Source organism: Pseudomonas sp. SJZ131, assembly GCF_007828705.1.
In the GTDB taxonomy this organism is placed as follows: domain Bacteria; phylum Pseudomonadota; class Gammaproteobacteria; order Pseudomonadales; family Pseudomonadaceae; genus Aquipseudomonas; species Aquipseudomonas prosekii.
In genome coordinates this window covers 590,419-612,577 of sequence record NZ_VIVC01000002.1, presented here as the reverse complement: position 1 = coordinate 612,577, position 22,159 = coordinate 590,419, and the positions used below count along the sequence as shown (strand labels likewise).

General features: G+C 55.4%; 26 protein-coding genes and 1 pseudogene. 3 read left to right on the top strand and 24 right to left on the bottom strand.

Features of this window, described 5'->3' with window-relative positions; all coding sequences use genetic code 11:
• Window position 1: 1 nt before the first annotated feature.
• The 21 genes and pseudogenes from FBY12_RS09680 to FBY12_RS09580 form a co-directional block, all read right to left on the bottom strand.
• Window positions 2–214: a tail protein X gene (locus FBY12_RS09680; RefSeq protein ID WP_145252732.1), complete on the bottom strand. Its 213-nt coding sequence runs from the start codon at window positions 212–214 to the stop codon at window positions 2–4.
• Window positions 207–590: a phage tail protein gene (locus FBY12_RS09675; protein ID WP_145252731.1), complete on the bottom strand. Its 384-nt coding sequence runs from the start codon at window positions 588–590 to the stop codon at window positions 207–209. The genes FBY12_RS09680 and FBY12_RS09675 overlap by 8 nt, the downstream gene beginning before the upstream one ends.
• The gene (locus tag FBY12_RS09670) at window positions 590–2,851 is read right to left on the bottom strand and encodes a phage tail tape measure protein (RefSeq protein WP_145252730.1); all 2,262 of its coding nucleotides are present in this window, start codon (window positions 2,849–2,851) and stop codon (window positions 590–592) included. The genes FBY12_RS09675 and FBY12_RS09670 overlap by 1 nt, the downstream gene beginning before the upstream one ends.
• 128 nt (window positions 2,852–2,979) lie before the next feature.
• The gene (locus FBY12_RS09665; RefSeq protein WP_145252729.1) at window positions 2,980–3,579 is read right to left on the bottom strand and encodes a phage tail assembly protein; all 600 of its coding nucleotides are present in this window, start codon (window positions 3,577–3,579) and stop codon (window positions 2,980–2,982) included.
• A gap of 183 nt (window positions 3,580–3,762) precedes the next feature.
• Window positions 3,763–4,269 carry a phage major tail tube protein gene (locus FBY12_RS09660; RefSeq protein ID WP_121731081.1) on the bottom strand — a complete coding sequence of 169 codons (507 nt, stop codon included), beginning with the start codon at window positions 4,267–4,269 and terminating at the stop codon, window positions 3,763–3,765.
• Entirely contained in the window at window positions 4,269–5,435 is a 1,167-nt protein-coding gene (locus FBY12_RS09655; RefSeq protein WP_145252728.1) for a phage tail protein, read from the bottom strand. The genes FBY12_RS09660 and FBY12_RS09655 overlap by 1 nt, the downstream gene beginning before the upstream one ends.
• Before the next feature lie 2 nt (window positions 5,436–5,437).
• The gene (locus tag FBY12_RS09650) at window positions 5,438–5,623 is read right to left on the bottom strand and encodes a hypothetical protein (RefSeq protein ID WP_121731083.1); all 186 of its coding nucleotides are present in this window, start codon (window positions 5,621–5,623) and stop codon (window positions 5,438–5,440) included.
• A gap of 78 nt (window positions 5,624–5,701) precedes the next feature.
• Window positions 5,702–5,959 carry a tail fiber assembly protein gene (locus FBY12_RS09645; RefSeq protein WP_256663293.1) on the bottom strand — a complete coding sequence of 86 codons (258 nt, stop codon included), beginning with the start codon at window positions 5,957–5,959 and terminating at the stop codon, window positions 5,702–5,704.
• Window positions 5,960–5,968: 9 nt separating this feature from the next.
• Window positions 5,969–6,589, bottom strand: a complete 621-nt coding sequence (locus FBY12_RS09640; RefSeq protein ID WP_121731084.1) for a hypothetical protein — start codon at window positions 6,587–6,589, stop codon at window positions 5,969–5,971.
• Window positions 6,590–6,668: 79 nt separating this feature from the next.
• Window positions 6,669–7,199 (bottom strand): hypothetical protein, encoded by a 531-nt coding sequence (locus tag FBY12_RS09635; protein WP_121731085.1) that lies wholly within the window; start codon window positions 7,197–7,199, stop codon window positions 6,669–6,671.
• Window positions 7,196–7,930 (bottom strand): phage tail protein I, encoded by a 735-nt coding sequence (locus tag FBY12_RS09630; RefSeq protein ID WP_145252727.1) that lies wholly within the window; start codon window positions 7,928–7,930, stop codon window positions 7,196–7,198. Before FBY12_RS09630 ends, FBY12_RS09635 begins: the two co-directional genes overlap by 4 nt.
• A complete protein-coding gene (locus FBY12_RS09625) occupies window positions 7,927–8,922 on the bottom strand; it encodes a baseplate J/gp47 family protein (protein ID WP_109503900.1) in 996 nt (331 codons plus the stop codon). The genes FBY12_RS09630 and FBY12_RS09625 overlap by 4 nt, the downstream gene beginning before the upstream one ends.
• A complete protein-coding gene (locus FBY12_RS09620; protein WP_092272358.1) occupies window positions 8,919–9,251 on the bottom strand; it encodes a phage baseplate protein in 333 nt (110 codons plus the stop codon). Before FBY12_RS09620 ends, FBY12_RS09625 begins: the two co-directional genes overlap by 4 nt.
• A gap of 12 nt (window positions 9,252–9,263) precedes the next feature.
• On the bottom strand, window positions 9,264–9,875 hold the full coding sequence (locus FBY12_RS09615; RefSeq protein WP_145252726.1) for a phage baseplate assembly protein V: 612 nt from the start codon (window positions 9,873–9,875) through the stop codon (window positions 9,264–9,266).
• A 3-nt stretch (window positions 9,876–9,878) separates the two neighbouring features.
• The gene (locus FBY12_RS09610) at window positions 9,879–10,388 is read right to left on the bottom strand and encodes a hypothetical protein (protein WP_145252725.1); all 510 of its coding nucleotides are present in this window, start codon (window positions 10,386–10,388) and stop codon (window positions 9,879–9,881) included.
• Between the two features lie 21 nt (window positions 10,389–10,409).
• Window positions 10,410–10,760, bottom strand: coding sequence for a phage holin family protein (locus tag FBY12_RS09605; RefSeq protein WP_092272368.1), 351 nt, complete (start codon window positions 10,758–10,760; stop codon window positions 10,410–10,412).
• Between the two features lie 536 nt (window positions 10,761–11,296).
• Window positions 11,297–11,413 (bottom strand): annotated as a pseudogene (locus FBY12_RS09600) (transcriptional regulator); the annotation flags it as partial.
• A 210-nt stretch (window positions 11,414–11,623) separates the two neighbouring features.
• Window positions 11,624–12,052, bottom strand: a complete 429-nt coding sequence (locus tag FBY12_RS09595; RefSeq protein WP_145252724.1) for a hypothetical protein — start codon at window positions 12,050–12,052, stop codon at window positions 11,624–11,626.
• On the bottom strand, window positions 12,030–13,508 hold the full coding sequence (locus tag FBY12_RS27825; protein WP_256663292.1) for a polymorphic toxin type 44 domain-containing protein: 1,479 nt from the start codon (window positions 13,506–13,508) through the stop codon (window positions 12,030–12,032). The genes FBY12_RS09595 and FBY12_RS27825 overlap by 23 nt, the downstream gene beginning before the upstream one ends.
• Window positions 13,509–13,575: 67 nt before the next feature.
• Complete coding sequence (locus tag FBY12_RS09585) at window positions 13,576–13,770, bottom strand: Com family DNA-binding transcriptional regulator (protein WP_145252723.1); 195 nt, start codon at window positions 13,768–13,770, stop codon at window positions 13,576–13,578.
• A 396-nt stretch (window positions 13,771–14,166) separates the two neighbouring features.
• Window positions 14,167–14,901: an XRE family transcriptional regulator gene (locus tag FBY12_RS09580; protein ID WP_092272372.1), complete on the bottom strand. Its 735-nt coding sequence runs from the start codon at window positions 14,899–14,901 to the stop codon at window positions 14,167–14,169.
• A 248-nt stretch (window positions 14,902–15,149) separates the two neighbouring features.
• Between FBY12_RS09580 and FBY12_RS09575 the strand changes: the two genes are divergently transcribed.
• The 3 genes from FBY12_RS09575 (at window position 15,150) to FBY12_RS09570 (ending at window position 16,745) form a co-directional block, all read left to right on the top strand.
• A complete protein-coding gene (locus tag FBY12_RS09575; protein WP_145253284.1) occupies window positions 15,150–15,875 on the top strand; it encodes a zeta toxin family protein in 726 nt (241 codons plus the stop codon).
• The gene (locus FBY12_RS27645; RefSeq protein ID WP_178111741.1) at window positions 15,872–16,039 is read left to right on the top strand and encodes a hypothetical protein; all 168 of its coding nucleotides are present in this window, start codon (window positions 15,872–15,874) and stop codon (window positions 16,037–16,039) included. Before FBY12_RS09575 ends, FBY12_RS27645 begins: the two co-directional genes overlap by 4 nt.
• 496 nt (window positions 16,040–16,535) lie before the next feature.
• The gene (locus tag FBY12_RS09570) at window positions 16,536–16,745 is read left to right on the top strand and encodes a hypothetical protein (RefSeq protein ID WP_145252722.1); all 210 of its coding nucleotides are present in this window, start codon (window positions 16,536–16,538) and stop codon (window positions 16,743–16,745) included.
• Window positions 16,746–17,229: 484 nt separating this feature from the next.
• Here FBY12_RS09570 and umuC read toward each other — a convergent pair whose 3' ends face one another.
• The 3 genes from umuC to FBY12_RS09555 all read right to left on the bottom strand — a co-directional run bounded on the left by umuC (window position 17,230) and on the right by FBY12_RS09555 (window position 21,892).
• A complete protein-coding gene (gene umuC, locus FBY12_RS09565) occupies window positions 17,230–18,507 on the bottom strand; it encodes a translesion error-prone DNA polymerase V subunit UmuC (RefSeq protein ID WP_145252721.1) in 1,278 nt (425 codons plus the stop codon).
• Window positions 18,500–18,925: a LexA family transcriptional regulator gene (locus tag FBY12_RS09560; protein WP_145252720.1), complete on the bottom strand. Its 426-nt coding sequence runs from the start codon at window positions 18,923–18,925 to the stop codon at window positions 18,500–18,502. Before FBY12_RS09560 ends, umuC begins: the two co-directional genes overlap by 8 nt.
• 849 nt (window positions 18,926–19,774) lie before the next feature.
• Window positions 19,775–21,892 (bottom strand): acyltransferase family protein, encoded by a 2,118-nt coding sequence (locus FBY12_RS09555; RefSeq protein WP_178111740.1) that lies wholly within the window; start codon window positions 21,890–21,892, stop codon window positions 19,775–19,777.
• Window positions 21,893–22,159 lie beyond the last annotated feature (267 nt).

Below are 22,159 nucleotides of genomic sequence, written 5' to 3'. Positions count from 1 at the left end.
CTTAATCCCACGCCGAAACGGGCGCTGCGGCCAACATCTGCGGCAACACTTCGGGCAACACCACCGACACTCCGGCCGGCAGCACCGGGCCGTGTTCGGCGAGGCTTGGATTCAAGCGCCACAGCGCTTCTTCGATCGCATCATCGATGCGGCCGAGTTCGCGATAGAGCAACAGATTGACTGAATCGCCGGCGATACTTCTGACCCTACGCATTGACGAACTCCGACAATTGGATGGTCCAGCTATTCAGCATCGCGGTGCCGTCATCGATGATGTCGGACTGGGTCTCCGACACACTGTCAATGCGCCACAACCCCCAGTTGCGGCCGATGCCGTCGACCAATGGCAGCGGCACGCGCAACGCCTGCAACGCACGCAACTCGTCGAGGCGCTGCATGGCTACCGCGTACATCGATCTGCCGGAAATGCTCAGCGTTTCCAGACCTTGGCCGGTCTGGCTGGATTTCGGCTTGCTGGTGAGAATGTTCAGGTCAACCCAACCGCCACTCGACGAGCGAACCAGGCCGCTGTAGGCGAAGTCTCTGGACAGCCCGAAAATGAAGCTGCCCAAGGCCATTTGTTGTCGCATCAAACACCTCCATCGGTGAGCGCCGCGTCGCGTCGCGCGGCGAGTGGATTGCCCATCATCAGCGGCATGAATTGCGCGTGGAGCGTCTGCTGCACAAGTTTGGCAATTTGCCGTGCCTGCGTCGGGTCCTGGCCGCTGATGTTGATCACGGGCGCAAAGGTGATGTGGCGGTTATTCGCCTGCGCGCCGGCGAGGTCCTTGCTCATCTGCTCGGGAGGTGCGAGGCGATTGACCGGGCTGACGAGTTTGTCGCCCAGCCACGAACCGACCTGCCTGCCGCCAACGCTGCCGCCGAGCCCGCCCAGCACCCCGCCGACCAAACCGCCGACGGCAGTCATCGGGCCGGGGAAAATGAACGTGCCAATCGCGGCGCCGGTAGCGGCTCCGGCGTAGAAACCTGCAAGCCCACCGACCGCCGAACCGACGCCCGCGCCGACCAGACTGGCGTCCTTGTTGCGCACGCCCTTGGCCACGTCGATACCCGAATCCACCAGCATCAGCGGGGTCGCCAGCGGACCAGCGACGCGACCGATGCGGCTCGATTGACTGATCAAGCTTCGACCGGCACTGGACGTCATGCCCGCGTAACGGCTGCTGACCACGGATTTGAATTGCTCGGCGGTTGCCGTCGCCCGGGAAACGCTCGAGTTGTACGCGCTGCTGATTTTTTCAGTAACGAAACTGCTCATCGAGGAGACGCGGGTCATCAGCCTGCTGCCGAGGCCGGGTGGTTTTTTGCCTTGAGCCTTGCCAGCACCGTCGTCGGCGCCCAACCAGCCCTTGACCGTGTCGAGCATTTTCGCGGTCTTGAAACTTGCGGCGCCGACGACCAGTGCCCCAGTCACCACCGGAAACATCTCGGCGAAACTACTCAGGCTATTGGTGGCCGCGCCGATGGGTAGCAGCAGGCCATTGAACAGCGGCAATACGCTGTCGCCGACCGAGATTTTCAGTCGTTGCAATTGCGCGTTGAAACCGTCCCAGTGCGCTTGCGAACTCTCGGCCCGGATCTGCGCCGCTTGTTGCACCGCGCTGTTATCGACGCCTTCAGAGGTCGCGTAAGTATTCTTTTTGGCGACCAACGTGAAGGCGCGCTCGACTTCGCTGACGTTCTGCAGCAATTGCACAATCGGCTTGTCGACGGAAAACAACTGCGTGGCGAGCCCGGAGCGTTCGGCGGCGGGTTGTGCCTTCAATGCCTGGAGCACGGAAATGATGGTCTGCGGCGCACGTTCTTGCATGCCGCTGGCAAGCAAACCTGGATCAAGCCCCAGTTGCGTCCACGCCGCTTGCTGGCCTGGGGTCTTCGGCTCACCCGACGCCAAGGTCGTGGTGATTTTCTCCAACGCGACTCCCGCATCAGTCGTTTTCACCCCGGCATTGAGCAACGCTGCCGAGAGCGCCGCAGCCTGTTCGGGCGTCATGCCGGCATTGGTTGCAGCCGCTCCGTAATGACTGAGGATCGAGCCGATATCGGCCTCCGATGCGCTCATGTTTCTGCCGAGCACACTCGTCGCGTCGGCAAGGTCTTGCGTTTGCGGGCGATCGAGATTCATCGAGGTGCGCCAGCCGATCAACAGCTCCGAGGCATCCTGCACATTCAGCTTGAATGCCGACGCAGTAATCGCCGCGTCGCGGGTGAACTCGACAATTTTGTCCTGTCGCTTCAGCGTATCGACGTTTCCGTAGGCGTCGCGCTGGTCGTTACCCACACCAGCCTTGGCCGCCGCGATCTCGACATTGGTCAGATCCACCGCGCTCGCTTTGCTCGGGGCGACCAATCGCTCACTGGCCATTTTCTCGTTGGTGATCGCCAGTTCCCGACGCTGATCACCTTCAAACTTGATCACCAACGCCAGATCGGCCATGGCCGCGTCGAGATTGATCGCGGGCCGCAACGGCGCATAAGGTTGATTGTCACTGGCCGCGCTTTTGCTGCTCAGGTCAGCGCCAGCGCTCGAACCGTCCATAGGCCCAGGCTTGTCGTTCATCCCTTGCAACAACGAACGTTGCGAGGTGAGCGTGGTATTGAGGGATTCCAGCACCGCGCGCAGCTGTCCCTGCTCTTTGGTCAGCGCGTTGATTTCCTGACTCGCCCCGGCCAGCGCCAGACTCAGCCCGGCGAACCCCTGCTGCGCATCCGGGGCGACCGTGCCCGAAGTATCGGGCGGCGCCAGATCGGCGTTTTTGCCAGCGCCATTCAACGCCCAGGCGTCTTGATCGACTGCGCTGAACTTGAGCGAATAAGTGTCTTCCGCCATCTCGCTCTACTCCTGTTTGAGGCCAAGGCGAGTGACCGCGATGTCGTAGCGGCGCAATGCCTTGCCAGCGTCCCACTCCAGAATCTGCGCTTCACTTACCGGGTAAATGAGCGGCACCACATCGAGGATTACTTCGATGTCGCGCTCTGAAAGAAGGCCGCCGGTTTGTTTAAAAAATCGTCTATGCGCACCTGCAACTGGGTCCAGTCGGGCACGGTCAACAGGTCCAGATCGGGCAGCATCAGGCCGGTGCAATGCGCGGTAATGAATTCGGCGCGCTCCTTGGCGGTCTTGAGTTTTTTCATCGCTTTGGTTGCACGCAGCACCGGCATTTCCAGGCTCAGCGTGGTCATGCTGCGACCGCCCGCATTGAGTGGTTGCAGCAATTGCACTTGATCGGGATCAGGCGATTGCGCGAGGGCTGATTTGTCCTCGGCTGCGCTGGCCTGCTGCAGGAAATGCGAGGCCGGACGCGTCGACATTTCGTGCACGTACTGGGCGATGCTCACGTAGTCCGGGCGTTTGAGCTGATCGAGTTCCTTGACCGACAAACCGCTGGCCAATTTCGCCAGTTCGAAAAACTGATCGTCCTCATCGTCACCGGCGCGGGCCAGAGCTTCTTTTTGCGCGGCATAAAACAACGGTTTGAGTTGGATCTGGGTGATCTGCGATTCGTCGTCAGCGGTAATCGGCGACAGCAGCACATGCGTGGGAGGTATCCAGGACATGAAGGGATTCCTTGGTGGTTCGTGGAGGGGATCGCGCCATACCGCTCAATCAAAGTGCGCTTATGGAAGCGAGCATGCTCGCGAAGGCTTGGCCTCATCCGGCAGCAATGTGTCGGGCACGGCGCTACCGCGAGCAGGCTCGCTGCCACAGGTTTTGCGTTTAACCGGCGGTGGTGGCGCGGATCAGGTCAGCAGCACCGCGCGGCGGGCGTCGCCGAGAATGTCGACGCCGTTGAGCATGAACTTTTGCGTGCGCGCGTCGATGTCGATCACCGGGATGCCGTTCTCGATACGGTTATAGGTGCGGCAACTGAGGGCCAGCGCGAAGGTCTGCTTGTCAGTCATGCTGATGGTCGATTCGGTCATCGATTTCAGCTTGCCGCCGACAGTGTGGTAGATAAACCAGGTTTTGCCATCCTGGTCGGTGCCGGCTTCACGCACGCTCAGCAGGATCTCCTCGCCGAGTTTCACACCGAGCGCCAACATGATTTCCGGACCCGCGCCTTGCAGCGTCAACGTGGCGGTCAGCGCGGTGGCGCTCTTGATCATGTCCTCGGGGATAAAGCGTCCGGACGCCATCGGTTCCATGATGAAGTCGACCTTCGGCGGGATAAAACTTTCCACCGTCGTCGACAACGGCAGGCCCTGCAGGGTGGCCGCAATGGCCTGTCTTACACGGTTGGTAAACATTAGAGAACATCCTCCAGGAACTGCTCGATGATTTCATCGCGGGCGTTGAGTTGATAAACCATGTGTTCGTTCGGCGCGAAGCGACCGTAGTCGATGACGATGAACCAGGTGCCGTTCTTGTACTTCTCGACGCTGTTCAATTCCGGGTGCAGGTACACGCTGCCGCCGGGAATGGTTTCGTCAGCGACCAGGGTTTGCAGCCAGTCGTTGATGCGCTTGACCTCTTGATCCATGAAGGATTTGGTCAGGTTCTTGGCCATGGCTTTCTGTCCGGCCTTGACCAATTTGTGGCTGATCGCATCTTCGAGGCCGACGTAGCTGATGAACTTGCCGGTGATCGAACGGTTACCCAACAGCGAGAAGCCGCCGAGGATGGTCCGGGCGTAATAGCTGATGCCGTAGCGGTTAAGCAGGTCGCCCTCGGTGGAGGTGTCGAGAATGTTGTATTCGACCACCCGCGAAACGTCCTCGGCGTAGGTCACCTGGTTGCCCGGGCTCTCCCATTGCTTGACCTTCGCCAGCGCGGCGATGGCCAGGCTCGATGGCGCGAGGAACGCGTTTTTCTTCGCGGCTTTGGAGTACACCGCCGGCATGTTGTGCACCAGCAGGCAGCGGTCGAAACCTAGGTCCGCACCGCCCAGTTCCTGGCTGTAAGTCACTTGATCAGCGACCGCGGCATCCTTGCCGTCGAGCACTACACGCGCCTTGATGCGCTTGCCGAACGAAGCGAATTCGCTGGCCACTGCTTTGGTCCCGGTGAAGCCTGGCGCACCGATGATGGTCAGGTCTTCCGGCACACCGCCCAACGCAGCCAGGCCCAGTTTGCGTCCGGTCACCGGCTCGACACCGCCGATCACGTTGTTGACGGTGTCCGCCGCGGCGTCGCCCGCTTCGACGATGACCACATAGACCGGCACTTTCACCACTTTGAGAATCTGGTACACCGCGTGAAACAGCGTGCCCGACTCGGCGCCCGTCGGATCGAGCAGCCCTTGGGTGGTGAAGCTGTTGATGCGAAACGGCGAGTTGCGCGGGATCAGCGGATCGGCGTTGGGCGCCGTGCCGACCAGGCCGATGACGTTGTCGCCCAGGCCACCCATGGCCTCGGGCGATTCAGTGGCATTGACGGTAATGCCGTTGTGCTCGAAGTTCAAAACCTCAGCCATGGTTATTCAGCCTTCTTGGCAGCGGCCTTATCGGCCTGGGTGGTAGGAGTTTTCAGCTCAAGACGACCGGCACTCAGCAGTGCGTTGGCTTCGACGTCGAGCAAGTCGAGGTCCTCGCCAGCGGTCGACCAGTGGCCACGCCCGACGGGGAACGGGACGAGGACGGTGTAAGTTTGGCGTTGTGCCATTTGGGTTTCTCCAGATACGGAAAAGCCCCGTCAAAGGGGCTTTGTGCGGGCGAAAAAAAACCGCTCTCGCGGTGTGGGTTACTTGACGAAGGCGGGCAACGACGGCCAGACCACTTTGTCAGGATGTTCGGCTTTTTCCGGTACATCGCGCAGCGCCTTGCGGTACGCGGTGACTTCGGCCAATTGGGCAGCGGTCGCCGGGTAATCCGGCAATTGGGTGAAATCCGTGGCGAACAAAAGTTGATCGCGCCGCGTGCGCACCGCCGCCCATTCGATTTCCGGCATCGGGACCGCGAGGGGAAAGTCGTTGCGCAGGTTTACAGAGGTATCAGACATGTCAGTTCCTTAACTAAATTCGACGGTTTCAGCGAGCGACAACTTGGTTTTCAGATCACCAAGGTTGAACAACCGACCATTACCTACGCGCATGGTGTCGATGCGCACAGTGGTGAAATAAATGTTGGGGACGAGAATACGCATCACGATATTGCCGGCGGTATCCACGTAGCAGGACGGGGTCATGTTGCCGAAGGTGGATACGTTTTGCAGGGTGCGCGTGGGTTGGTAGCAGTAACCGACCAGCGTTTCTTCGATAATCTTCGCCGTGCCGTAGCTGTATCCCTTGATGTTGAACCAGAACATTTCCGAATTGACGTTGATGTTCAAAGGGATCTTGAAATGAATATAAACGTTGGTGGAGACACCCAGGTCGGTGGTCACAAAATCGCCCTGCGCGCCAACCCCCTGTACACCGCCGGTGCCGGTTACAAAGCCTTGCAGCAAGTTGCGGCGAATGGTGCCAAGCGCAGCCGGATCGCCTTCAACGTCCTTCAGATTTCGCCATTCATTAAATTGGGCCACCGCAGTAGCCATGGTGCTGTTGATCGTGCCAATTTTGCCGTTGACCACTGCGGTCAGGTTATTGGCCGCCGTCACCAGCGATGCGACAGTAGTTTCTAGACTCACGCTTCAGATTCCTATGCTGTTGAACAGGTTGGCGCCGTGTCCAGACATGGGCACTCGCCGTACACAAAGGTTGATTGATTTATTGGCTTTGCAGCGTCATTACCCGCAGCAACAGCTCGACATGACGCGTCATGTTGTCGATGTCGGCGCAGGCCAGCGCAGTGAACTCCTCGCTCATCAGGATGTTGAGATTCTCCGAGCCGACTACGACGGTCACGCTGTTGGCCGGCAGCGGAGAAATATCCAGCGTGAACTTTTGCAGGACCCGCGCGGCAGCAGCCTTGTACGTCAGCAACTTGCCAGCGACCGAATACACCGCCAGCAATGTGCCGCTGGCGAGGAAGAAACCGAACTCACCGATTTCATATTCATCCGCGCCATCGAACAGCGCGGCCATCCTCAGTTGCCCATTGCCCAAGTCGTCATAATCGACGATGGCCGCGCGCTGACGCTCGTCGCGCAGGGCGGTTTCCGAGCCATCCGGGTCATACCGTGCGGTCCCGGCACCGATGTGAGTAATCTCACCTTTCAAGCCTTGGTTCTTTGCCTGCAACACTTCACCCAGACCGGCGGAAGTGAAACGAACCAGGCGCGTAATCTCATCTGTCATAGCTGCGCTCTCAGGTCATAGTCATTAATGGTGTAGCGCTGGGAAACCCCAACACTGGTAAGCCCCGCCCGCAACGCCAACTCGGGCAACGCCGCGCTCAACGTCAATTCGCTGTCCGACAACGGCGTGTGCATGCCACCGCCCAGCGCTATCGAGCATCCCAGCGATACCGAGGGCAGCGCGCCGGGTTGGCTGTCATCGCCGATGCTCAAGCCACGGTCCGCCACGGCAGCCAGCCGTAGTCCGCCAGTGGTCTCGTGCACGATGGTGATGGTGGCTTCGTCGCGCTCGCTCTTGGCCGCATTGATTCGATGGATCAAGCGACTGTGATCACCACTCGACCAACTGGAGCCGATGATTGCCTGCACGTCGAAGGTGTACGGATTGCCCTGAGGCTGCTGCTGGTACCAAGCCGAAATGTTCGGCGTGAAACCCAACGATTCCACAGCGTAACTCAGCGCTTTATGGGTGCCTGCCTGGCGTTGTATCTGCCAGGACAACGAAACCGTCAGGCGTTTCTCGGCCTCACTGGCATCAGCATCCCATTCACTGACACCACGATCCGAAGCGAGATAGGGAAGAAACGCCGCCGGTGTTTCAGCCGGATTCATCAACTGCGGAAACGGCGGTTGAATGCGCTCCAGCAATCTGCCGAAACCAATATCCAGCGCCCTTTCCAGCGCTGAGCTGTTGGCCGGCAGCAGGCTCGGACGCGGTTGGTGATCACTCATAGCGTGTCCACCTCAACCTCGACGCCCGTGCAGTACGGGGCCTGGAATGCGCTTGTGACAATCGGCGCCAGCGGTTCGAGGATTTGCAGTTGAACCGCGCCGGCGCTGTGCAGCGTGTAGTCGATCCAGCTCGGGTCGACGCGTCCTTCGAGGCGATGACACGCATCGGCATAGGCTTGCAACTGCTGCTGCGCGGCGACTTTGGTCAACCCGGAATCCGGGCCGGCGTTGATCTTCGCGACGACGCGGATTTTGTAGTTTTTGATTTGCGCGCCTTGCACAGTCACGAGGTCCGTTTCCGGGCGCACGTCGGGCCGGGCAAAGTGCTGGCGCACGCCTTGCAACAGTTCAGCGGACGGCGTGCCATCGCCCTCTCGGGCAAGCACCGTGACCCGCACTTCGCCAGGCGCAGTGCGGCGGCCGTTGCCATCCTTGACCTGTGCGGCGAAACCGTCCGGGCTGAAGGTGTAAGTGACGGTCAGCACCCCGGCAGAGGCGCTGTCGACTTTCACTGCGGGCCTTTCGCCGAGGGTGAAAACTTCCCGCCGATACTGCATCCGCGACCCCGCCGCCGGTGCATGCGGCGCCAGGTAATAACGCAACCGGGCGTCATCGTCGCTTTCGTAAACCGGCGGCACGGGCGGGAATGCCGCCGGGTCGCCGGGGTCCAGCAATTGACGCTCAAGGCCCATGTCCGCGAGGCGTGCATCGAGGTTGCTGCCAGTCGCCCACCACGCCAGCATCTGCTTGATCCGGGCGTTGTATTTACGCTCGTGGATTTGCAAACGCACGCAAAAGGCTTCGAGCGCCAGGGTCAGCAATTCGCTTTCGTTGTCCAGGCTGACCAGCAGTTTTGCCGCGCTTTCGGGTGAACGGGCGCCGACGTATTCCACGACGAAGGTCTTGAACTCGGCGAGCAAGTCTTCAAAGACCTCGACCGTGACGATGGCCGGCTCGGCCAATTGGTTTTGGCCGGGGATCAACATACTCATGTCACCACCTCGAAGGTCTGTTGACGGTTTTTCCAGGTCCCGGCGAAGCGCAGCAGCAATCCCGCGCCCTGCCGACTGGCGACGATGACTTGCGGCTCGAAATCACCGATGCCGTTTTGCGCGTTGTAAAAGGCTTGCGCAGCGTGGCTCTGGGCGAGGATCAGCACATCGTCGCCAAGGTTTTGCCCGAGTAGTTCGGGCAGAGTGCTGCCATACAAAGGGCGTTTCTGACGAGTGCCCAAAGGCGTGGTCAACGCCCGAGTGGCGCGCTGCACAAACTGCGGCCAATCGTCGACGCTGGCGCCGGTGTTTCTATCGATTCCGATCATGGGGAAGACTCTTTATGCGGTACTGATGACGCGGCCCTGGTGATCCACCAATGGGCCGCTCAGGTGCACGCCGCCGGCGTCGATCAGCAGGCCGACCGCGCCGAGCTGCAAGGTAATTGCCTGCGGCGTCATCGCCAGTCGGGCCGGGCCGATGTTCAGTTCCAGAGACTCGCGAGAGCCGGTAAACGCGGCCGGGCCGTTTTTCCAGTGGAAGACATGAGCGGCGTGGTCGTAACCATTTTCGCTGCCGTCCTGATAGAGGCGACGCGTCAACGAAGCCTGCGTCGAGGTCGGCGGATACTGGTCACCGTTAAGCCCGAACAGCGCAACGGACTGGCCGCCGCCCTCGCCCCCGCCATGGTTGAGCAGCAGGCATTGCTCGCCGACAGAGGGAATGCGCGATTCGCTCTGGGCGCCGGCACTCGGGTTGAAAAAGCGAATCGCCGGTGTCAGCAAATCACCGTGGCTGACGCGGCAGGTATTGCTCGCCGCATCGACCTGCTGACATACGCCAATCCGACAAAAACTGTCGGCGCGCCGGTACACGTCATCGAGCTCGGTGTCGATTTGCGCCAATCGTTCGATGATCGGCCCCAGTTGCATCGTTAGCAGCGCTTCCAACATGCGCTAGTCCTCCAGTGCGGTGTATTGAGCCGGGTCGTCGATGTCCGACACTTCCCAGGTGCGGGCAAATTTCGCCACGCCGATCGGGTCCTCGAGCAACAGCGGGCCGAGGTAAAGCGTCTGGGTGAAAGAAACCGTCCAGGCTTGGTATTGCCGTGTAGCGCTGAGGAACACTGATGGCAGGCCATCGATATTCAGCGGCACGTCGCATTGATCACCGGGAAGTTTCCAGCGGTTATCGATGATCAGGTGTTTCAACTCGCAGGCCAGATCCCAACCCGGTTGCGCGGTCGGCAGGACGATTTGCAGCGACACCGTCAGGGCATGCGCAATACGTCCGTTATTGGCGCGGTCGCCGGGTTGGTCATGGTCGATCGCGATCAAAATCCAGGCGGATTCGTCGTCGCTGGCAAAGTCTTGGTGAAGCCCGGTCTTCAGGCCGGGAAAGGCAATCCGCAGCGTTTCGGCGATGGCCGCAACAAGCTGCGAAGGTTTTTCCAGTACGACGGTCATTGATGCCTCCAGGGCTGCGGCTTATGGCTGATCAGAACGAGAATCACGCGGCGGCACATCGCAGACACCAATGCGCTTCGCCGCCCAACGCTCGTAAAGCCCGATGGCCACGTCCGCCCCGGCCATCGCCGTCAGGCAACCGAATGCGCAAGCCGCCCAGATCGACACCCCGGCGGCGTACAGCAACATGATTGCCGAGACCCCGCAGATCACGCACGCCCCGGAGCGCAATGCCAGGCGCCGGATCAACGCCCAGCCTCGGGCGCCCTCCTTGTCGGCGCGCCACATTTCGCCAGACACCCCGCCCACCAGGGCGAGGACGATGACAAGCCAGATCGGCATGTCCAGCAACGCTTGTTGCTCGTTTGTCATGTCACACCTCCTGGTGTAATTGATGAGGATCAGTTGTTTGTGTTTGTGTGTGGATAGAGGGATGGCCAGGTGTTTCAAACCTTGTCTCTCGACGTGCCTGACATCAGGTAGGCATTCCAAAAAGCCCGGCAGCACGCCGGGCTTTTCAGTAATGCGGTCCTGCGCTGATCGTTCGGCGCTACTGGCGCGGTACGGATCGATTCAAATTGTTTTTCCGACCGCGGTCCCTGCCCGCCGGATAACTGCTTTTGGTGCTTTACGCTGCACACCCGGGTCAGTTGCCAACCCTCTGAACCGTTGAGGCCGGTTCATCGCTGCCTTTGTCGTGGAACTAAAGAGCCTGGTTTCGAGCTGCTTTGTTGAGCCGCTTGAGACAAAGAATATGCATGGATGCATATACAGTCAATGCATAAATGCATTTATTTGTGCGGGAGAAATGCACAGGCGCATGAAACCCCCGTGAATGCGGGTGTTAGCGGTTTTCTGCAGACGAAAAAAAACCCGCCGGGCGGCGGGTTTGATGGCGGGTGGTGACGTCAGCGAGCGTACATGCCCCACCAGAAGACGTGACCGAGGATGACGATTTGCTCTTCCTGGATTTCCTGGAAGGTGTAGTCCTCGTCCGGGTGTTCGTCACGATTGAAGCTGCGCAGCATCGGCCAATAACTTTATTGGATACTGGGTTTTGCTGAGCCCGAAGCCAGTTTTAGCGCAAGGGATAATACTCGACCTTTCTCATAGCCCCCTATTACAGAGTGCAAAAGGGCGAGGTGTGAGATTGAAAATCTACCGCTGTTCATTATTTTTTATAAAAAACACCGGTGTTGAGCCGGCGTAAGAGAACGAATAAAAGCATAGCTCTACTATGGCGACACGGAATTTAAGTCAAACCTGACGAGCTTTAATTTTTTGTCTACCACGTAGGATCCAACATTATGAAAATCATAGATAGCATCAAACACTTGAAGCTTTACCCTATTATTGACAACCTGACCAACAGCGCCGGAGGTCTTAGTAACAAGAAACGGCTGTAGATCTTTAAGTCTCGCCAGATCATCGCCCCGATCATCTCTCGGGCCTACAACAAAATACCGATAAACAAATGGTACTGTTGCGCCACCTGAATCGTAAAGAACTTCAAATATCGATGCTCCATCATTTAGGGCCGTGTTTGAAACCACGCGCGTGGGCTCAGGCGATACGGGCATAGAGATGAAAATGTAAGACGCTTGGACCAAACAGACTACAAACAAAATCAAAAACAGTCTTTTATAATATTTTACTTTTCGCATAATCGATTCCTGCCTGGATCCATACTTGGTCGACCGGATCATCACCATATGGTGATCCAAGCCACCACTCACTGAAATCACCCGATGAGGTTCCAGCCAGGATCTGCGCTGCTCCCGCGGCCCTCAACAATACTGCATCTGGAATGCCTGCAGCCGCTCCAGTTGCTCCGTAATTAAAATTCCCAAACTCTTCATATTGACGGCCGCGCTGTTTGTAATCCCAGTCGCCACGATTTTTCACTTTAAGATAAAACCAGTGATAAATAAAACCGATACCGGTGACACCGTAGAAATCCTTTTGCCCTTTAGCAAATTCCAGATTTGCATCCAGCGATACGCCTGGAGGCGAGGTCGGAGGTTCATTCAGACTTGCGCGTGATTCGGCGTCTGCTAGTGCGATACTTGCTTCAGCTGTACGCAAGGTCGGCAGCCTAGCCGACAAATCCCGGAGTTCGTGTAACAGAACATCTTCACGAAAGGCCATGCTGATTAAATTAACTTCTCGTTCAAAAGAATCGTCTGCATCGAGTCCACCATCTCGTGCGCGCTCCAGAAAACCTTTAAGCTCACTCTTCGTGAAATCAATGTTCGGAAATTTGCTTAAAGCAGCACGATACTCTTTCAACTTGGCGAGTCTACGATCCTGCAGCATCGCTACCAAGGCGAGGGCGCGAGCAACCCAGCTCTCAGGCGTCTGATTCGTTAGAGGTCCTAGCAACGCATTTTCAACGTCTAGATCAGACTGGACGTTGCTGACCAAATTGGCGAGATCCTGATGATACTGAGTTACGATCGGATCGCGCCGAGCATTAAGCTTGTCCGCCCATGTACGGATCTCCGCCCAAATTTTGCTCTGCTCGTTCGCTTCTGCCTGCTCTTTTTGTTGTAACGCATTCAGAAAACTAACCACCGACGCGTACTGAACGTTAAGCATATTGATATGGGCAATATTAAGCTTCGCGGAATACGCAGCTTGGTGGGATTGCTCCCATGCCTTCAAAGACGCATCAAAAGACGTCTTTCTCTTGCGTAGTTCTTCGTATAACCGAAAAGCAATATCGGATTCTGTACGACTCAGAGGGTCCCCACCAAAAAAACTATTTGCAATCAGACTGTCAGCCTGAAATTCCGCAACTTTCTGCGCTAACAAAACATCTCTGACTTTCAGTTCCCGCCTTACAGCTTCAACTGGCGCCAAGGACTCACTACCGAATTGCCTGCGCGTCTCCACCAGCTGATCCTCGATCGACTGAGAAACTGTTTGGGAAGCGTTATTGTAGTTATCCTCTAAAGTTTTTTTCACGGTAGGGACATGAGCATCTGCGTAGGCGATTGCCGCGTTTAGCCGGCCAAGCAGATTGCTCATTTGCTGCGAAGAGAACACGGGCATTCCAAACGAATTGCCCATAACGAAATTGTAGCCACCTCCGGCATGAATACCGGGGATGATGGGCATCGCGGGCTCACGATCGCGAATTATAGTAGCCGACAGATTCAACACATTCCCTGGACCAGATCTCATCTCATTTATCCTTAATTATTATAGGAGCACCTATTTCATTAGAAAGAGGCGCAGCGCTCTCCGGCGCTATTCGAGACTCATCGGCCTTCATGTGATTCAAGGTTCCACAGCGTGAACACTTGATTTGAATATCGCTGAATTCACCCACTCGTGCGAGAAGCTTATTGCACTTTCCGCATCTGCAATCCTTCAACATCTGCAAATCCTTTTGCTTTAGCCCAAGCTTATTCGCCTCCGCCGTCGAAGCCTATAGCCTCCAAAAGTTAAAATCGGGAGGATCGCATAATACTCTCGCGGGTCATGTACCCGCCTTCATGGTTATATAACGCCTTCGCCAAGATTGTGTAATTGGATGTATTTCAAACCTTGTCTCAACCCTAATCCTTCGGTCGTATCGATGGCTAAAAACGACTGTCATGCTACAAATTATCGAGAATTTTCATAACTACCCACGTGCGCGTATAAACAGAACACGTGATTGCATTTGACCACCAAGGCCAATACACAAACCCTTTTCAAAGATTCGCGATGGCGGTTTTCTGCAGGCGAAAAAAAACCCGCCGGGCGGCGGGTTTGATGGCGGGTGGTCACGTCAGCGAGCGTACATGCCCCACCAGAAGACGTGACCGAGGATGACGATTTGCTCTTCCTGGATTTCCTGGAAGGTGTAGTCCTCGTCCGGGTGTTCGTCGCGATTGAAGCTGCGCAGGCGAATCCCGGTCGGCAAGCGGTAAAGCTGTTTCACCCGCAACTGGCCGTTGTGGTTGATCGCATAAAGGTCGCCGTCGACGATGTCGCCGATCCCGCATTTGCCGGCATTGACCCCGACGGTCGCGCCATCGCGCAGCACCGGCAACATGCTGTTGCCGCGTACCGTCACGCATTTGGCTTGATCGAACTGCACCCCGTTGTGCCGCAGACTGCGTTTGCCGAAGCGCAAGCTTGAGCGCTCGCTCTCTTCAATCACGAATCTTCCTGATCCTGCCGCCAATTCAACCTCGCGAAGAAAGGGCACGGACACCTCGTCGTCATCGACTGGGGTGTCGTCGTCCCACAAACTTATGTCCTTGAGTTCGGAATGTAGATGATCGCGGCCACCGCCAGCGGCGGGCGCAAGGTCCATGCGCCCGCGCAACTGGTCGGTGCTGACGGCGAAGTATTCGGCGATCTTCGAAATGTGCTTATCCGAAGGATCGACGATCTTCCCGCTGAGAATCCGCGAGAGAGTGGATTGCGGCACACCCGTGCGACGGTGAAGCTCCGTGGGGGAGATCCCGTGCTGATCGAGCAATGCTCTTAAGACTGAGGAAACGTTGCGTTTTTGCATAACGCGAATAATGCTTGATGTTTTTCAGGAAAACAAATGCAGATATGCATAAACCTGAAAAAAGAAGTCTCGCGCGGGTTTTTGAGAGGCTTCGCTGACCCCGCCCTGTAACGGAGGCACACACCTCTTGTTTCACTTGCTACCACTTCAACCTTGCCTGACCGGGCTAAGCTTCGCAGCGCCGGAGATTGCGACTAACAAAAAGGAGTTTGCTCGTGGTGAATGAGACGATACCTGCAAGGCATCAAATGACGCCTGGAGAGATAAAGGTATCTGCCCAAGCGGTGAGCTTCGCTCGTGCAAACAAGAAGACAATCGGAACGCGTCGGACGAACCAAGCAATTTATCCCCCGGAAGAAGCACCGGTGTCGGTGTTCATGGCGGGCTCCCCTGGGGCTGGTAAAACTGAAGCATCAATCGCCCTTTTGAATCTTTTCGCCGACACGAAAATCTTGCGGATCGATCCGGACGAGCTTCGGAACGAGTTTTCGGAATACACCGGTGCGAATTCTTGGCTTTTTCAGGGCGGCGTTTCGATCCTCGTAGAAAAAATACTCGACTTCGCTCTCGACCAGAGACAATCTTTTCTACTCGACGGCACGTTTTCAAACATTGATGTCGCCAGAAAAAATGTCGAGAGATCCTTGAAAAAGGGACGGTTTGTACAAATCCTGTACGTCTATCAAAATCCGCAACTTGCCTGGGGCTTTGTCAAAGCCCGAGAGGAAGCGGAGGGCAGAAGAATTCGCAAAGCGCACTTCATCGATCAGTATTTCGCGGCGCGTGACGTTGTAAACGCACTTAAGCTAGAGTACGGCAGCGATATACATGTGGATTTGCTGCTCAAACATATCGATAACTCGGGACGTCTGTACAAAGCCGGCGTCGATAAGATTGACTACCATATACCTGAGCGCCATACGCGGGCCGATCTAGAGGCCACGCTCGAATTATCATCAGGAGCGAAATCATGATTTCGATCAAGCCAGGCAATAACAAGGGCGCCAAAAGCCTTTTTGCCGACTTTATCCGTAACGCTAAATCGGAGCAAAAAAAACGCGTTTACAGTGAGGTTTTGATCGAGGCGACCAAGCAGCAGAATCTTGTGATGATGCAAGTCGAGACCAAACAAGGCTGACAGCACTTCGCAGATCATCGAAAAGCCCGGCCAAATGCCGGGCTTTTTTTGTTTCACGGTCATGGTCCGAAGCGCCATCGGGCTCAGATGCCTGCGCCCCACAGACCACCCATGTTAACCTTGCGCCCATCGCGGAAAAGCCGGGCCGATGCCCCTCCTTTGCCCTACATCTTTCAACGAGTTTTCCTGATTTCCGATGAATAAAGCACTCTCCGATCTGTCCTCCCACACGCCGATTGTGCTGCAGTATTTCGGTCGCTAAGCCCCGACGCCATGTGTTTATGGGGCCTCAGCGCACATCACCACTGCACGTAGACACGCATGATTGGCGTTGAATGGCATGGATTGGCGTACGGTTTGCCCCATTTTTGCCCCACTCTCGCCTTAGTTCACAGCGACACCAGGTAACCCTTCGATTGCCAATACAACTTTGCATAGCAAGGTGCTTTCAGCCAGCCAACATCCTGATACCCTCACCTCTTCACGGAGGAACACAATGCCGAACTCAGATCTACTCCCTTCCATACTGTTCAAACTCAACGAAAATCAACTCGCTCTGGAAGCGGCCATTATGGAGCTTTCCAATTGGGTCGAAGCGCGGGGCGCTGCCGATGTTGCCGACAACATTCGCGGAGCTCTGGAAACCATCGACAAGAATGAAGAATTCATCAAGTTGACGCTGGCAGTGCTGATGGCGCCGGAGTGACTGCTATCGCTGCTATGCATAGACTTTCTTGATTAGAGTTCAAAGGTGCCAACGGACCCTGGACCAAAAAGGTCCCCACACTCGGCTGAAGTGTAGGGGCCTTTTGAACGTAAACGGCGTTATTGGTAACGCGGCATCCCCCTGTCGCGCCTTCTTCCCAAGGCATCCGCTCACCTCCGCGCGCACGCATCCAATTGCGGATCAAGGATTCACTGGCGGAATACAGGGTACGGAATTTCTCTGAGCGGCCCATGAAAAATGGCCGACCATTCCGTCAATTCTCTGTTCAGGTTATTTAGTTGACGAAAATTTAATTCCTTCTTTCGCATCTTATCTTCACAAACCTTACACCTTGGATCAATTAGAGAAGATGATTGACGGCATTCTTTTACGTCACGATCTAAAACTTCAAAGCTAACTGCAACACACGGTCCGACCTCAAAGCCTTCACTGGACGCCCGTTACCGGCAAAGCGCCAACGTCCCTAGATACAGGCCACCTTCCATAACTGGTCCAGCTTCGTCGTGTAGCTTTGGCTCATCATCTCCCGACGCATGCCCCAATCAGGGTTTGAAGGCACGCTGGCGGCGCGCAGCGTCCCCCTACCCCAGCGCCCGTTTACCTGATCCAGCACCGCCATGACCCGAGTTGCCTCAACCGGCTGCGATACAGCAAACAGGTCGTCGGTGTATTCGCCCGGCTGGCAGAGATTCAGCAGCATCACCTCCGCCTTGCTGTAGTTGAAGCCTTGACGGAATACCCGATCAAGCGCGTTGACCGCCGCCTTGGTCAACAGTCGAACATCGTCCGTCGGGTAGGGAAGATCGATCAGCACACCATTTGCATACTTGGCTTCCTCCGGATTGAACATGCCAGTGCGGATACTGACGCGGATCTTCTTGCATAGAGATTTCTGGGCTCGGAGCTTTTCCGATGCCCTCATCATGTAGGTGGCGACTGCCTCCTTGATCGGCGGTAACTCTTTCAGCCTTTTGCCGAACATGCGGCTGCAGCAGATCTCTTGCTTCGGCGGATCGGGCTCATCCAATTCAAGGCACGGTGTTCCGGCCAATTCACGCGCGGTTTTCTCGATCACGACGCTGAAGTTCTTGCGCAAGGTCCATGCATCGGACTTAGCCAAGTCCATGGCGGTTTTAATCCCCATCGCGTTCAGGTGCACCTTCATGCGTCGGCCCACGCCCCACACCTCAGCCACATCGGTGTTGCGAAGCACCCAGTCACGTTTCACTTGGTCGCAGATGTTCACGACACCGCCTGTTTGGGCCTGCAACCGTTTTGCCGTGTGGTTGGCTAGCTTGGCCAAGGTCTTGGTGGGAGCGATGCCAACACCAACAGGGATGCCAGTGCTACGCAGCACCTGGCTGCGGATCTGCCGACCAAGCGCGTCAAGGCCGTCGATGCCAGTTAGATCAGCGAACGCCTCATCGATGCTGTACACCTCCACTGCCGGCACCATTGACTCAATTAAGGACATGACGCGCTCACTCATGTCGCCGTATAGGGCGTAATTGGATGAGAACGCGACGATGCCAAGCTGCCGCAGCTTGTGTTTAATCTGGAAATACGGCTCGCCCATTTTCACGAAGGGCTTGGCGTCGTAGCTGCGGGCAATGACGCAGCCGTCGTTGTTCGACAGGACCACGATTGGAACCTTGGCCAGATCTGGTCGGAACACGCGCTCACAACTGGCGTAAAAACTGTTGCAGTCGATCAAGCCAAAGACGGGGGGTGAATTAGACATGGCTGCGCACGCTGCCGGTGATCACACCCCAGATGGAAAGCTCATCGCTCTCGAGCACGTACCGCGGCGGATATTTGGGGTTTTCAGAGAGAAGGATCACATCTTTGCCGCGTATGCAAAGCCGTTTGCACACCGGGTCGTTATTCAGCAATGCGACGACGATATGGCCGTGGACCGGCTCGAGCGACCGATCTACTATCGCTAGATCACCTTCGAAGATACCGGCGCCCTGCATGCTCTCCCCAGTTATCGACACCAGATAGACATGCGGCGCGCGGATATTCATTACTTCATCGAGCGATATTTGCGCCTCGATATGATCTGCTGCGGGAGACGGAAACCCAGCGGGAACCTGAAACAGGCACAGTGGCAATTTCAGGCCGCCTTCGGCGATTAGGCCTAGATTCAAAAAGCTCATGACGTGCGACTTCCAATACTGTACGAATGTACAGTTAACTTTCAGAACGCCATTCGGTCAATTTTTGTAGGAACTATCAGATAAGCGGGATACCCATGTGTAGGCGACTTCGCAATACAACAGTACCCACAACTTCGTTGCAGCGCTGAGCATGCCCAATGCAATGGTCAATAACACTCGCGATCAGTCTCTGGCGTGTTACAAAAACGGCCCCCACCCACCACACGGTCGGCTCTTTTTTTCAAGAAGGTAAGTGCCTGCACGCTGACATAATTCGATAGGGATGGCGTCCGCATTGGGCCATGGTCCGTGTAGTGCCGATTAATGCGCGAGTCGAGAAAGTCGCCAACGGCCCTTTCCTTCGCTCAAGCCGGCCGCATCGGGCAATCATCGCGAACAACAGGGTCGATGAAGGCGGGCCGAAGAAGCAGCCCTACCTCACCCGTCGACGGGACCTAACATCGAGCCTGTGCGCCGCGATCCGCCAATATCACAATGCAGGCTTGCGCCCAGCGAGCACGACGGCTTTTTCATCATCACCGTCGACAGCGCTGGCCGCAGGGAATCGGCGCCAGTCATAGATCCGCCACTCGCTTTATCCCTGCATTTGGGACCACATCGTCTGCAGCCCTAACCTTCTAACAGATCTAATGCGTTACCAAAAGCTCAGCTATCACCCAACGGAGGGTGAGTAAAAAACAAGGTTGGCATCGAACTATTCGCCACGGCCGAGCAAAGCCAATTGTCCAAAATTGCGAATATTGTTAAGCACGCCCAAGATCTAGCTGGTTGAGTAAAAAAGCCCGCACTCGGCGGGCTCAATCTACGAGTTAAGCTTTCGTTCATATATTACTTAGTCGCTGCGCCATCTAATGATTTTTCATTTTTCACCAGAAGCGAACTAGTAACGATAGGCAGAAGATCCTTCGCCATAAGTTCGGACCCGCTAATAGATAAATGATCATCATCCCGATAAAGAATTTTGTTGTCGATCATAGCCCAACACCAGTTGGAGTCACAAAGGACTGCTTGCGCATCGAAAAGCTTCACGAGCGGAAAATCTTTCAAAACTCTAAATACAACTTTTCTGTATTCACTATTTCGCGCATCTACTTCTGAACGAGCTACAGCACAAGGCTCCTTTATTTTACTAGTCAGGCGCAATGGGCGACTGTCAACGCATGACCTTGGAGAAAAACCGAGCTCTGGAACATCCAAGACAAAAACTACTTTCTTACCCGCTTCGGCGAGTACTTTCAAAGTACTCCTCATTCCAGTTTCAAATACAGCATTATAATCCTTCACATCAGGATTGCCTATGAGCTCCAGAACTCTGTTATGGTGAATAAGATCCTCTCCCTCTTCATACCCTTCACCAGTAAGATACATTGGCCCCCTGGACGATAGAACCACGGTTTTCACGGACTCGGCATTAGCGGCCAGTTCTAGTGCCTTATTAATATAAATAGAACACCAATCCTGAACACCTTTTGGGTGGGAAGCGACATCATAAAAAGGTGTGCAGCCGGAGACACCAAGATTCAAAAGATTCTCACCAGTTTTAGCCAATGCTTCAGACAAACCTAGCCGGATGTGATCACTGTGGGAGTCACCAATCAACATCACTGAAGGAGCTCCCTCACGTGTCATTGTGCAATGGTCAATTGCCCAGAATGCTGGGTAGGCTTTTTTACAATTTTCGTTCGTGAGAGCGCCCCAACCGAACTGACTGTTACTGCTGTCGAGCTCCCGAACTCTAAATGCAAAGCCGTCCTGATCATGAGTTGCGTATCCGACCCCCCCAATACAAAGCATCACCGCCCATAGAAAGACCGGCTTATGTACTGTTTTGGCTTGAAATCTGATTGGCATTTCGACAAAACGATAAGTCAACCAAGCGAGCAGAATGCTTAGCAATACCGCCGCGATCTGAATCTCCCATATAGGAACGGCAGACTCCATGATTCTAGCATATGACAGTATCGGCCAGTGCCAGAGGTACAGTGGATAACTGATAACTCCCACGAAAAGCATGAACCGATTGCTCAGAATGGTCCTATTTACCAATGCACCAGGCCCAGCCAAAATCAGCATACCTGTTCCCATAACAGGCAGCAAAGCCCACCAGCCGGGGAACACGTTCCCGCTATCTATGAAGACTACTGCAAAAACAATGAAAACTAATCCCAAGAGGGACATTGCGTTGCTCAACGTGCTACTAAAAAATTTTGACACTTGGTATTTTGAACCCTCTTTAGCGCGAGAGTAGTAGAAATATGCCAAGATCGCGCCCACTAACAATTCCCAAAACCGTGTATGAGGCGCGAAGAACGTGTTTACAGGATCAGAACCCACTCCATATATATTGAGACAAAAGGATAGAAAACATAGAGAAGTGATCGTGAAGATTACATTCAAACCTATGCGCCACGCGCCCCAAATAATTAGTGGATATATCAGATAAAACTGCTCTTCAATCGCTAACGACCAAAGGTGCATTAAGGGCTTCAGCTCTGATGATGTATCGAAATATCCTGACTCCCCCAACAGATTGAAGTTCTGGAAAAACAAAGTTCCCGCAGCGACGTGCTTTCCGAGCTGCTTAAATTCATCAGGCAGGAGCGCAAACCATCCGAATACATAGGTCGACAGTAGCACTACAACTAAAGCCGGGAATATTCTTTTGGCCCTCCGGGAATAAAAATCCACAAAACTAAAAGTACCGAGATGCAGGCTCCTGAATATAATGCTAGAAATCAAGAAACCGGATATTACAAAAAACACGTCAACCCCAGCAAAACCGCCCGAAAGCATACTGGGAAATGCGTGAAATATGACTACAGCAATAATAGCAATCGCCCTGAGACCATCGATATCAGGGCGATATTTTAAATGTTCGCGATTTTCCGTATGAGGAACCTTTGACGACTCTTTTACATCCTTGAGACTCGGCGTCTTCAAATTCATTGCGGTGCAGTTCCACTGGGTGATGGTTCGCTGCAGCCAGATCACATATCGGCATAAAGCAAACCTAGAGTTCAGTTGATTTAAGGCTGCCAAACAGGCCGCGCATAGTACTGCTGGCATGTGGCCCACTGCAACCTTCACTTGGAATGTTCCAAGCATTTGACGCAAAGCGCCGGTTACTCGCTCCTAAGCATCCGAAACCGGCTCTGCACTACCACATTTGCCACTGGGCTGCCAGTACTGCTAGTCGTTAATTTTTGGGCGTCC